Source organism: Lentzea sp., from assembly GCF_035525475.1.
GTDB lineage: Bacteria > Actinomycetota > Actinomycetes > Mycobacteriales > Pseudonocardiaceae > Lentzea.
Map to the genome: position 1 here is coordinate 22,182 of NZ_DATLEC010000169.1, position 11,912 is coordinate 34,093.

The 11,912-nt window shown below is 70.4% G+C and carries 13 protein-coding genes; 5 read left to right on the top strand and 8 right to left on the bottom strand.

Annotation, left to right across the window (positions count from 1 at the left end):
• A complete protein-coding gene (locus VM306_RS27415; protein WP_325520170.1) occupies positions 1-846 on the top strand; it encodes an XRE family transcriptional regulator in 846 nt (281 codons plus the stop codon).
• 1 nt (position 847) lies between these two features.
• Here VM306_RS27415 and VM306_RS27420 read toward each other — a convergent pair whose 3' ends face one another.
• The 5 genes from VM306_RS27420 to VM306_RS27440 form a co-directional block, all read right to left on the bottom strand.
• On the bottom strand, positions 848-2,062 hold the full coding sequence (locus VM306_RS27420) for an MFS transporter (protein WP_414672460.1): 1,215 nt from the start codon (positions 2,060-2,062) through the stop codon (positions 848-850).
• Positions 2,063-2,173: 111 nt separating this feature from the next.
• On the bottom strand, positions 2,174-2,959 hold the full coding sequence (locus VM306_RS27425) for a hypothetical protein (protein WP_414672461.1): 786 nt from the start codon (positions 2,957-2,959) through the stop codon (positions 2,174-2,176).
• 404 nt (positions 2,960-3,363) lie between these two features.
• A complete protein-coding gene (locus VM306_RS27430; RefSeq protein WP_325520175.1) occupies positions 3,364-3,729 on the bottom strand; it encodes an FCD domain-containing protein in 366 nt (121 codons plus the stop codon).
• Positions 3,730-3,772: 43 nt separating this feature from the next.
• Positions 3,773-4,228, bottom strand: coding sequence for an SRPBCC family protein (locus tag VM306_RS27435; protein ID WP_325520176.1), 456 nt, complete (start codon positions 4,226-4,228; stop codon positions 3,773-3,775).
• A 33-nt stretch (positions 4,229-4,261) separates the two neighbouring features.
• Positions 4,262-5,191, bottom strand: coding sequence for a D-2-hydroxyacid dehydrogenase family protein (locus VM306_RS27440; protein ID WP_325520177.1), 930 nt, complete (start codon positions 5,189-5,191; stop codon positions 4,262-4,264).
• 25 nt (positions 5,192-5,216) lie between these two features.
• On the opposite strand from VM306_RS27440, the gene VM306_RS27445 reads away from it, so the two are divergent.
• Positions 5,217-5,666, top strand: coding sequence for a DUF3291 domain-containing protein (locus VM306_RS27445; protein WP_325520179.1), 450 nt, complete (start codon positions 5,217-5,219; stop codon positions 5,664-5,666).
• On the opposite strand, the gene VM306_RS27450 is transcribed toward VM306_RS27445, so the two are convergent.
• The 3 genes from VM306_RS27450 to VM306_RS27460 all read right to left on the bottom strand — a co-directional run bounded on the left by VM306_RS27450 (position 5,663) and on the right by VM306_RS27460 (position 8,494).
• The gene (locus VM306_RS27450) at positions 5,663-6,793 is read right to left on the bottom strand and encodes a lipase family protein (protein ID WP_325520181.1); all 1,131 of its coding nucleotides are present in this window, start codon (positions 6,791-6,793) and stop codon (positions 5,663-5,665) included. The two genes, VM306_RS27445 and VM306_RS27450, sit on opposite strands and share 4 nt — an antisense overlap.
• A 90-nt stretch (positions 6,794-6,883) precedes the next feature.
• A complete protein-coding gene (locus VM306_RS27455) occupies positions 6,884-7,981 on the bottom strand; it encodes an ionic transporter y4hA (RefSeq protein ID WP_325520183.1) in 1,098 nt (365 codons plus the stop codon).
• A 120-nt stretch (positions 7,982-8,101) separates the two neighbouring features.
• Positions 8,102-8,494: an SSI family serine proteinase inhibitor gene (locus tag VM306_RS27460; RefSeq protein ID WP_325520185.1), complete on the bottom strand. Its 393-nt coding sequence runs from the start codon at positions 8,492-8,494 to the stop codon at positions 8,102-8,104.
• A gap of 231 nt (positions 8,495-8,725) precedes the next feature.
• Here VM306_RS27460 and VM306_RS27465 point away from each other — a divergent pair, with 231 nt between their 5' ends.
• From VM306_RS27465 to VM306_RS27475, 3 genes are all read left to right on the top strand, one after another.
• On the top strand, positions 8,726-9,313 hold the full coding sequence (locus VM306_RS27465; RefSeq protein ID WP_325520187.1) for a D-alanyl-D-alanine carboxypeptidase family protein: 588 nt from the start codon (positions 8,726-8,728) through the stop codon (positions 9,311-9,313).
• Positions 9,314-9,402: 89 nt separating this feature from the next.
• Positions 9,403-10,020 carry a TetR/AcrR family transcriptional regulator gene (locus VM306_RS27470; protein WP_325520189.1) on the top strand — a complete coding sequence of 206 codons (618 nt, stop codon included), beginning with the start codon at positions 9,403-9,405 and terminating at the stop codon, positions 10,018-10,020.
• Positions 10,021-10,486: 466 nt separating this feature from the next.
• The gene (locus VM306_RS27475; RefSeq protein WP_325520191.1) at positions 10,487-11,908 is read left to right on the top strand and encodes a hypothetical protein; all 1,422 of its coding nucleotides are present in this window, start codon (positions 10,487-10,489) and stop codon (positions 11,906-11,908) included.
• The last annotated feature ends 4 nt before the right edge of the window (positions 11,909-11,912 follow it).

The window sequence follows — 11,912 nt, forward strand, 5'->3', positions numbered from 1 at the left end:
GTGGACGAGTTCGCGGAGGCGCTCCGGACAGCGATCACGAACCGTGGTCTCGGTCTGGAGCGCCTGCGCGAGCACCTGTCGCAGAACGGCGTGTCCGTGTCGCTCGCGACGCTGAGCTACTGGCAGACGGGTCGCAGCCGCCCGGAGCGCAAGAAGTCGCTGCAGGCGGTCGTCCACCTGGAGCACATCCTGCGGGTGCCGCCGGGCCACCTGTCGGAGCTGCTCGGCCCGCCTCGCTCCCGCGGCCGCCGGCTGCGCAGGGCTCCGGCGCCGATGTCGGCGTTCTGGCCGTCGCCCAAGCCCGTCGAGCACGCGTTGCACGACCTCGACACCCAGTGGGACGACCAGCTGATCCGGGTCAGTCAGCAAGACTTCGTGACGGTCGGCGCCGACCGCACCGAGCGGAGCTTCCGGTCGCGGCAGGTGCTGTCGGCGTCGATGAACGGCCCCGACCGCTGGATCCTGATCATGCACGCCGACGAGCACGACGCCCCGTTGCCGCTGGTCCGCGCGCTGAAGAACTGCACGGTCGGCCGGGTGGTCAAGAACCAGTCCGAGGGGTTGCTGGTCGCGGAGCTGGTGTTCGAACGGCCGCTGCTGCGCGGCGAGAGCGTCGTGATCGAGCACGAGCTGGTGAACCAGGAGCCGTGTCCGCTCGCGACGAACTACGAGCGCAAGTTCCGCCTGCCGGCACGGGAGTACGTGCTGGAGGTGACGTTCGAGGGCGCTCCTCCCGCCGCCGTCGCGCAGCTCGCTGACGGTTCCGCCGTCGCTCCCGGCCGCACGTTGCTGGACGTGGCGTTGGACGTGCAGCCGGGTGTGCGCGGGTTCCGGTGGTCCTGGTAGGTCACCTGGTGCTGAACCTGCGCGACGACGGCACCAGCGCCGCGGCCGCGGGAGCGGCGAGGCAGACCACCGCGCAGACGACGAGCACCGCGCTCGCCCCGAACTGGGTGAGCGCCGGCGCGATCAGGGCCAGGCCGATCGGCGCCAGGCCGTAGGACAGCAGGAAGTCCAAAGAGGACACCCGCGCCAGCTTGGACGGGTCGACCTCGCGCTGGATCGCCGTGAACCAGGGAACGTTGAACAGCTCGATACCGATCCCCGCCACGGCGTACGCGGCGACCAGCACGACCGGGTGCACCGGCAGCAGCAGCCCGATCGGGATGAGCGCGTAGCAGGCGAGCCCTGCGAGCGCCGCCCAGCCGGCGGCACGCGGCCGCCACCGTGCGATCAGCACCGCGCCCGCGAGCGCGCCGAGGGTGTGGGCGGTCGTGGCGGCCGCGAGCACCGCCTCGGTGTCGTAGCGGTCCCTGCTGATCAGCGGCAGCAGGACGGCCGTGGCGGAGTAGCCGGTGGCGATCACCGCCGTCAGCGCGGCCAGCCCGGCGAGCATCCACGGGTGGCGGCGCGCTTCCCTGATGCCGTCGACGAACTCGCTGACCAGACCCGCACGGGCCGCCTGAACCACCCGCTCAACCGTCACCCTGGGTGGCACGAGTGCCGCGCACAACCACGCCACGGCGGTGACCGCCAGCAGCGTCCGCGCGTCCGCGACCAGCGACGCGAGCGCGGTCAGGCTCGGCGCCACCAGCGTGGTGACCCTGACCGCCAGCGTGGTGGCCGCGTTGGCCTGCTGCCGCCCGGACTCCGGCACGACCTCGGCCACGAGCGCCTGGAACGCGGGCCGGCAGGCACCCTGGCCCGCTCCGACGACCGTGGCGGCCACCGCCATGAGCAGCAGGGACCGGCCCATGCCGAGCGCGATGACCGGTGTCGCGATCCCGGCCGTGACGCACGACCAGAAGACCACCCGCCGGCGGGAGTGCCGGTCCGCCAGCACACCGGCGACCGGGACAGCGGCGAGGAACCCGATGGTCCTGGTGGCGAGGACGACGCCCAGTTCGACGGGGGTGATCGAGCGTTCGAGCACGGCCAGGCCCAGGACGAACGGCAGGGCCCACATCGCGAGACCCGACGCCGTCGTGCCTGTCCACAACCGCAGGAAGGCCGTGTTCCGGAAGACGGACGGCGGTGCTGCGTTCTCGGTCACTTGGCTCACTCCGGGGTCGGGGGCCTGAAGACCAAGATCTCACCTGGCACCCGCACAGCACAACGGACGGCCACTCCCCCCGCGCCTCCACGGGGAGTGGCCGTCCGTTGTGGACGGTCGTCAGCCGATCTTCTCGATCCGCGCCCGGCGGATGAGGAACTTGCCGGGCTCGCGCACCTGCTCGAACGCCGCGTTGTTCAGCAGCGCGCAGCTGCCGGACACCGACGCCACCTTCACGGTGGTGGACTTGTTGTTGTCCAGGTTCGTGACCTTCAGCGTGGTGCCGATCGGGAACTCACCGCTCGACGCGGCGGGCGCGCCACCCTCACCGGACAGCGTGACGGTCGAGCCTGCGCAGACCTGCTGGCCGGTCGCGCCGCCGTCGCCCTGCGCGGGTTGCTGGGCCGCGGGCGGGATCGTGGCCTGGCCCTGGTCGGCGTTGCCCTGGTTCTGACCGGCGTTGCCCTGGTTGGCGTTGCCCTGGCCCGCGTTGGCCGCGCCGCCGTCACCCGCGCAGCCCGCCGCCTTGCGTCGCTGCTGGATGAGGTCGACCACGGCCTGGCGGTTCGCGATTCGGGCCTCGGACTGGGCGTCCGGGGTGGCCTTCTGGCCCGCGATGAACGTCAGGTTGTTCTGCAACGCCTTGTCCAGGCCGCCGCAGTCCTCGCCGGACGTCGCCGCCTGGCCCCTTTCCGGTTGCGCCTGGACGTTGTTGCCGCAGCCGGCCGCCGCTCGCCTTTGGTTGATCAGGCTGACCACCGCCTGGCGGTTGGCGATGCGGGCGTCCGACTGGGCGTCCGGGGTGGCCTGCTGACCGGCGATGAAGTTCAGGTTGTTCTGCAGGGCGGTGTCCAGGCCGCCGCAGTCCTCCGCCGCGTTCGAGTTCGTGCTGCTGAAGGCGAAGATGCCGCCGGCGACAGCAGCGACCGCGAGCATGGCGCCCGCGCCGATCATGACGGGCTTGCGGTGTCGAGCGCCCATTCTGCTTCTCCTCGGGGTTTGTTCGGTGGTGTACCGATGACTACGGGGAGGTCGCGGAGTGGGTTCAAGGTCGGGTTTGATTTAAATGCGTTTAAGGTTCGTCGCCGGTTCCGCGGAGGGTCATCTTGGGCCGTGATTTGTGATGGCGATCGGGGCTTCACCGCTTCCCGGCGGTTCATGAGGAAGACGGCTCGCTTCGCATCGCCACTTGGTGTGCCTCGGCTTCGCCGTTGGCCTGCGTTGCCGAGTGGTGGTCGCCTTGCTCGGTGATGTGGCGGCGGGTCACACGCGGTCCAGCAGCCGGGACCGGGCTGTCTCCAGGTGTGCGGTCATCGCGCGCTTGCCGCTGCCTCGTCTCCGGCGATGAGCGCGTCGACGATTGCCCTGTGTTCGATGATGGTCTGCACGCCGAAGGGCTGTTGGAAATCCAGCCGGAAGAGGCGCAGGTGGCAGTGCGCTTTCGTGAAGGATTGCAGAACTGCCTCATTGCCCGCGATTCGCAGGATGAGTTCGTGGAGGCGTTGGTCGTGTGCGGTGAGGTTCTTGCAGTCGTCGTCGGCGTTGTCCGCGGGGGCCGCCGGGCAGGTCGCTAGCTCTTCCTCCACCAGGAGGACGTTCTCCTGGGTCATGCGGGTCGCCGCCAGCGTCGCGGACGGGGGTTCCAGGAGCAGGCGCAGTGCGTCGAGGTCGTCCACTTATTTGACCGTGAGGAAATGTGTGAGCGTTTCTGTCTGGTTGTCAGACCGACTCAGCGGCGCGCTTCAGCCGCTGCAGCGTCGCCTCGATGTTGCGCTGGTTCGTCACGGCGCGGTCCGTCACCCCGGTCGCCAGCACCGTGAACGGCTTGTACCAAGCCGGGCGGCGGTCCCAGGTCGACTCCGTGACCCGGCAGCCCTCGCCGGTCGGCTCGATGTCGTACTGCCAGCGCGACACCGCCAGGCCGAGCGACTTCACCTCGAACGCGAACCGGGTCGCGTCGCAGTCGGTGACGGTGGCCGTCGTGGGCCACCTGCGCCAACCGCGCTTGTTGAAGCCGCGGAACCGGGCACCGATCCGCGGACCGGCGGCGTTGAGCCACTTCCCGCCCGAGTACTCCTCGGCGACCCCGCTCAACCCGCGCAGGTCGCTGACCAGCTCCAGCACCCGCTGCGGGGTGGCGGCGACCTCGATGTGCGCGGAAGCGTCGGGCGTCATGCGTCGAACTTACTACCGGTAGGTAACGAGCCGCTAGAGCTGCCGGATCGGTTCACCCGCGATGAACGCGTGGATGTCCTCCACGGCCTCGCGGAAGTACGTGCGGTAGTTCGCCTCGGTGACGTACCCGAGGTGCGGGGTGGCCAGGACGTTGGGCAACGTCCGCAGCTCGTCGTTCAGCGGCAGCGGCTCCACCTCGAACACGTCGAGCCCCGCGCCCGCGATCCGCCCCTCCCGCAGCACCTCCAGCAACGCCGGTCCGTCGACGACGGCGGCACGCGAGGTGTTGACCAGGAACGCCGACGGCTTCAGGCATGCCAGCGCGGCCGCGTCGACCAGACCGCGACTCCGGTCGCCCAGCACGAGGTGGATCGACGCGAAGTCGCTCTGCCCCAACAGGTCGTGCAACCCGGACGCCAGCCGCACACCCTCGGCGTCGGTCGCGGAAGCGGTCAGGTTCGGGCTCCACGCCACCACGTCCATGCCGAACGCCTTGCCGATCCGCCCGACCGCGGTCCCGAGCTTGCCGAACCCGAGCAGGCCCAGCGTGCGGCCGGCCAGGTCGACGCCGACGGTGCTCTGCCACGGGCCGCCGGCGTGGAAGGCCGCGTTCTCGACGGCCAGATGACGGGCGAGGCCGAGGATCAACGCCCAGGTCAGCTCGGTCGGTGGCGTCTTCGCGCTGCCGGTGCCGCACACCGTGACGCCGTGGTCGCGGGCGGCGGCGAGGTCGATCGAGGCGTTGCGCATGCCGCTGGTGACGAGCAGCTTCAAGCGTGGCAGCCGGGCGAAGAGCGAGGCGGCGAACGGGGTCCGTTCGCGCATGACCACGACGCACTCGGCGTCGGCCAGCGCCGGGACCGGGTCGTCCAGGTGCTCGCGCAGCACGGTGACGTCGAGGCCCGACCAGTCGGCGTTCGCGAGCGCGACGCCCTGGTAGTCGTCCAGCACCACACACCTCATGAGCCGATCATGTCAGAGTGGTCGCATGGGGGCTTTCCACCTGGCACAGGCCAACATCACGATCGGAAGGTGGTCGTTCGACCACCCGGGGATGCGCGGGTTCGTCAGCAGGATCGACCGGATCAACGAGCTCGCGCGACGGGCTCCCGGCTTCGTGTGGCGGCCGGCGCCGGAGCAGGCCCTGGCGGACTTGCAGGCGCTGGGACGCGACCCGATGCGCGACGCGTTCAACATGAGCGTCTGGGAGTCGGTCGAAGCCCTGCGGGAGTTCACGTTCAGCGGCATCCACCTTGACGCGCTCAGGCAGAGCGCCCGGTGGTTCGACCCGGAGGCCGCGCTCGACGTCATGTGGTGGGTGCCCGCCGGGTGCGAACCCACCGTGGCGGAAGGACTCGCGAGGCTCGACCTCGTCGAGCGGCACGGACCGACACCGGAGGGGTTTACCTTCCGGCGCCGGTTTCCCGCCCCCGACTAGCAGTTGGGCCGGGTCGCCGCGCCGGCGAAGCGGCCGCCGAGCCAGTTCATCGCGTTCGAGCCCCACGCGCTGACGGCGGTGACGTGGCCGAGCAGCGGCAGCGGCGTCCACTGCACGTCGGCGCCGAGCGCGCACCACTGCGAGCGCAGCTTCTGCCCGACGCTGAACGGGATCAGCTCGTCCAGCGTGCCGTGGTAGAGGTAGACGGGCGTGGCGGGCCTCACCGTGCCGAGCGTGTTCTCCGTCAGCCGCTTCTGCCACACCGGGTCCTGGATGACGCCGGGACGCGTGGTCAGCGAGTCCAGCCGCGTGAACGGGGCCACCAGAGAGAGCTCGGCGACGCACGACTGGCGGATCTGGTCGATCACCTGCCGACCACGAGCGTTGAGGACCGACGACAACGGCAGTTCTGGATAGGCCGTGGCGTAGCCCGCCGCCGCCGCGAACACCAGGCCCGAGCCGGCGTTGCCGTCGTTGGACTTCGCCACCGCGTTCAGGTCGGCCGGCACACCGCCCGCCGCCACGCCGACGAGGTTCACCGAAGGCGCGTAGGACTTCCACTGCTCGGCGGCGGCCGACGCGGCCTGACCTCCCTGGGAGTAGCCGAAAACGCCGACAGGGGCGTTCGCGGACAGGCCGGGGACCGAGGCGGCCGCGCGGGCCACGTCGAGCAGGGCGCGTCCCTCCGAACGGGCCACCGCGTAGGTGTGGTCGCCTGGTGTGCCGAGGCCTTCGTAGTCCGTCACGGCCACGGCCCAGCCCTTGAACATCGCCTGCGCGAGGAAGGCGCTCTCGACCTCGGTGCCGTTCTGCAGCTGCTGCGACGGCGCGCAGCGGTCGGCCATGCCCTGCGTGCCCATCGCGTACGCGACGATCGGGCGCGGGCCGTTGTTCCACGGCAGCGGTGACACCAGGACCATGCCGGACACGACGTTGTCCTCGCCGGTCGCGGACGTCGAGCGGTAGCGGATCTCGTAGGCCTTCGCCGGGGCGGGCAGCAGCCGCAACGGCTCCGGGTGCCAGGCGACCTCCCTGCTGCTGACGAGCTCTCCCGGCGCGGCCGCCTGTGCGGATGTGACCGGGGAGAACAGCAGGAGAACGGCGGCGAGCACGGCGCGGAGCGGCATCGTTGGACCCCTTTGTGGTAACCGGCGTTACCGCAACTTAGGGCCGAACGTCGTAAGGGGGCAATACGACGTTCGGGTTGACGACGTGCTCTACGGGTTGACGGCGAGGAAGAGGAACGCCGCCAGCAGGATCAGGTGCACGCCGCCCTGGAGCCTCGTGGCGCGGCCCGGCACGACCGTCAGGACGCTGACCAGAACCGTCAGCAGCAACAGGATCATCTGCGTCGGCCCGAGGCCGAGCATCAGCGGGCCGTCCAGCCAGATCGTGGCGAGCGCGATCGTCGGGATGGTGAGGCCGATGCTCGCGATGGCCGAGCCGTAGCCGAGGTTGAGGCTCGTCTGGATGCGGTCGCGCAACGCCGCCCGCGCCGCGGCGATGGTCTCGGGCAGCAGCACCAGCAGGGCGATGACGACGCCGACGGACGACTGCGGGAAGCCGGCGGCGCGCACGCCCGCCTCGATCGCGGGCGACTCGATCTTCGCGAGGCCGACCACCGCGACCAGCGCGACGACCAGGAAGGCGAGCGAGGTGAGCGCCGCCTTGCCGGACGGCGCCTCGGCGTGCTCGTCGGCCTCGATCACGCCGTCCTCGTCGACGGGGAGGAAGAAGTCGCGGTGCCGGACGGCCTGGGTGAAGACGAACATCGCGTACAGGGCCAGGGAGGCGAGCGCGGCGAACACGAGCTGCGGGCCGGAGAACTCGGGTCCGGGCGTGGTCGTGGTGAACGTCGGCAGCACCAGCGTGAGGGCGGCGAGCGTCATCACGGTGGCGAGCGCGCCGCCGCTGCCCTCGGCGTTGAAGAGGGTCGTGCCGTGCTTGAGCGCGCCGAGCAGCAGGGCGATGCCGACGATGCCGTTCGTGGTGATCATGACCGCCGCGAACACGGTGTCCCGCGCCAGCGAGGACGCCTCGGGGCCGCCGGACACCATCAGCGTGACGATCAGGGCCACCTCGATGACCGTCACCGCGACCGCGAGGACCAGCGACCCGAACGGCTCCCCCACCCGCAGCGCCACCACCTCGGCGTGGTGCACGGCGGAGAGCACGGTCGCGGCGAGCACCAGTGCGACGAGGGCGACCAGCACGCCACCGAGGTCACGCCCCCAGGTCACGACGAGCAGGAGAACGCCGACTACGGGGGTGATGGTCGTCCAGGAGAGCAGGGGGAAGCGCGAGGTGGCGGCCATGATCACACCCTCGCACACGGGAAGAGCCGTCCGCCATTCGGCGCAACAGCCATTCGGACTGCGAAAGAATGTGGGGCGGGGCGCCCCTGCCGCGCCCCGCCCCACATTGATGGCCGGTGCCTAGAAATCGAACAAGGCACCGGTGTGCGCCAGCATGACGCACGAGTTCGAGTACGTGTGCACCTCGTTCACGGGTTCACCACGCCAGAAACCGAACATCGAAACCTCGACGGGCGCGTAGATGAACGTGCACACCCTGTCGTCGGACCTCATCGCCTCCAAGTCGGTCCCGGTGGCGGCCAGCGTCGCGCAGGCGAGGGCCCTGCGCGGGTGCTGGTCACCTCGTTCGCAGGTCAGGACGGTCGCCTTGAAGGCGTTGTCCTCGACGTCGGAGTACTGGACCGACAACACGAGCGCGGTCGCCCGGTAGGGCGCCGGTGCGGCCTGCGCGACTCCGGAGAAGGCGAAAAGGGACACGAGCACAGCAACGATCACGGAAATGCGGCCGGACATGAAAGCGGTCCTCCTGAGACCTCACAACAACAGGCCGGTTCTCGGCCGCCACAGATGTTGCCATCATGTTTCGCGGCGACGAAAGGGGCCAGAATTCGTTCACCGATCACATTTCCCGGTCCGCTGGTCCGAACGGATGTGGTGCGTGCCACGCTCACCGGCACAGAGCTGCAGACGGACTGTTACGGGTTGCTGACAGACGACTCCGCGCAGGCCCGTATTATTCGATTCATGTCCAAGACCTCCAGACGCGTCGTGTCAGGCGTGCTCGTGATCGTCGCGCTCGTGGTTTCCGCCGGAGGTGCGCTGGGATACCTGGGCAGATTGACGCTCGTGTTCGACCGCCATCCGGGAAAGGCGCTCGCGATCGTCGCGGAGGTACCGGGACCGCCGGACGGACCGGCGTGCCCGATCGACGCCCGCTACTTCGACGAAAAGCCCGACGGCCTGCCACCCGAGGTGCTCAAGGCATGGCAGGCGTTGCGCTCGAAGGCCTCTGAGCAGGGTGTTCAGCTCTGCCTGAACGACGGCAAGCGCAGCCGCCAGCAACAGCGGAAGGAGTTCGACGAGGCCGTCAAGAAGTTCGGCACCGAAGAACTCGCGTCGCGTTACGTGCTGAACCCGCCGGACCGCTCGATGCACGTTCTGGGACAGGCCATCGACATCCAGCCGATCGAATCGGCGAAATGGGTCGAGAAAAACGGCGGCGCCCTCGGCTGGTGCCGCCGTTACGAAAACGAGCAGTGGCATTTCGAGTACGACGCCGGCTACCCCACCGGAGGCTGTCCCGCCCTCGTTCCGAGTGCGACCGGCAGCTGAAGGTCCGGCCAAAGGTCCAGACGCCTGGGGTGCGCGGGAGGTTGCACCGCCGTAATCTGACAATCCCAGTTACCAGATCGGAGAACGCGGTGGCACGTGCCTACGCCGGCATCTCACCCGAGCAGCGCAGGGCCGGACGCCGCGCCCGCCTGCTGGAGGCCGGCCTGGCGCTGTTCACCTCGACGGGCTTCGCCGCCACGAGGATCTCCGAGCTGTGCACGTCGGCCGGCGTCTCGACGCGCAACTTCTACGAGGAGTTCGCCTCGAAGGAGGATCTGCTGCGCGAGCTGCACGACCTGGTCAACGCGACGGCGTTCGCCGAGGTCCGCTCGGCACTGGCCCGGCTGGAGTCCGCGGACCTGCGCGAGCGGATCACGACGTTGCTCGACGTGTTCGTGCGCAGCGTCGTCGCCGACCCGCGTGCGCCCCGGCTCAACTACGTCGAGGCCGTCGGGGTGAACGCGGAGATCGAGCGGCAGCACGTGCGGTGGGTGACCACGTGGGCCGAGTTCATCGAGTCGGAGGCGCTGCGGGCCGCGGATGCGGGGGTGGCGCCTTCGCGGTCGTACCGGCTGACGGCGATCGCGCTGGTGGGGGCGGTCACCGGGTTGCTGCGGGAGTGGCAGTCGCACGAGCCGCCGCTGGCGGTGGAGGAGATCGCGGCGGAGATCCGGGAGCTGGTGCTGGCCGCGATCACGCGCCGGTAGGCCTGGGGTTGGCGCTGGGTCGCCGCTGGGGAGCGGCTGGGTCAGGAGGCGCGGCGGCTCGGGGACGGTGGCTCGCGGGCAGCGGCTCGCGGGCGGCGGCTCAGGCACGGTGGCTCGCGGCCAGCCACGTCAGGCGCGGCAGCCACGGCAGGCGCGGCAGCTTGCGGCTGGGCAGGCTCGCGCAGGGGTCCCCTCGCGATGAGCCTCCCCCGCGTTCCAGTCTGGCAGGCGACACCGACAGCCCCGGATTCTCGGTTCAGAGGCGTTCTCCTCCCCCAGAACCCGCTCGCTTCACCTCGACCACCCGCCTCACGTCGAAGCACCCGCCCACCACACCTCAGCCACAGGCACCGCAGCTACCGCAAGCGCGGCCACGGGCAGCGCGCCAACAGCCGCGCTGCTCGATTCGGACGATCCCGCCCCGAACCGCCTCCCCCACAGCCACAACCGTGATCAGCTACCGGGCGTGCGAACACTGACCAGGATCGTCACGGCGATCGCGGCCGTCGTCGCCTACGTGGCGGTGATGCTGGCCATCTCAGCGGGACTGGATCTGCGCGGGAGCATCACCTATCACGACGCCCCGGCCCAGCACGCCGCGCTCCTCGACGCACTCGACCGGGGCGACGAGCGGAAACCGCAGGAGGTCCTGGCTTGGTTCCGCGAGCACGTGCCGTCCGAAAGCACGACGCGGGCGTCGGTCTCGCTGGCCGCCAGTTCGGCTGAGGACGGGGACTTCGTCGTCGCCCGCAAGTTCGTCAGCGACGTGCCCGGCAAGATCGTGGACGACCAGGCCGTGCTCGACGCCGAGGCGGCCCGGTCGTGGGAACGGGCGTGGCCTTGGCTGGTCGTCGGTTCGGTGCTCGTCGCCGCCGCGTTGGCTCTCCGGCACCGTCGGAAGGCGGCCAACGCCGAGGTCGTCGCGCTCGTCAACCGGTTCGTGCCGCGGCGGCCGGTGTGGCAGCGGCCGGTGTTCGTGGTGGTCAGCTGGGTCGGCTACGTGCTGGTGGTGGCGGGTTTCCTCGCTGTGGTCGCGGTGACGCGGGCGCGGGACATCCCTTGGGGCGTCAGGGGAATCATGCTCGTGGGCGGGCTGCTCGCACTGGTGGTCGCGTTCTTCGTGCTCAGGTACTCGCGGCCGCGGTCGGCGCGGAGCGCTGCTCAGACCTTGCAGGCCGACTGGCGCGAACCCGTGCTGTACCTCAGGGGTTTCGACGACGACGGGGCCGCGGCGGTGGTCGACGGCGTTCCCGGCGCGCTGTCGTCGGGGTTGCTCTCGTTCCACTCGCGGGAGGAGCAGCTCGTCGGTGCGCTCGGCGCGTTCGGGCCGGTGGTGGCGGTGGGGCAGCCGGGCGAGCGGCTTCCGCACCTCGGGGCCGCGCGTTTCTACCTGCCGGGCGACGACTGGCGGGAGGGCGTCCTGAAGCTCATGGGGATGGCGCAGCTGATCGTGCTGCGGCTCGGTGAGGGCGAGGGGTTGTGGTGGGAGGTCGAGCAGGCCCGCGCCACGCAGCCGCCCGGCAAGCTCGTGTTGCTGGTTCCCGGACGCCACAACGGGCTCAGGGACCGGCTTGACGCGCTGGTGCCGGCTCCGACCGGGTTGAAGGACGTCGTGAGCGACCAGTGGACGTCCGCTGTCGTCGTGTTCGACCGGGACTGGAACCCGCGCGTGCAGGCCGTGGGGCCGTTCCCCGGCGAGAAGAACCGTTACGGCGCACCGATGTCCCACGTGGCGCGCGCGATCCAGGCGGCCTTGGAGGAGGCCGGGACGCGGCGGCGGGCGCTGGGGATCCGGAGCAACCGCGGGATGCTCGCGGTGTTCGGCAAGGTCGCGCTGATGATCCCGGCGCTGTTCCTGGTGGTGCAGCTGCTGCGGTTGGTCTGGTGACCGG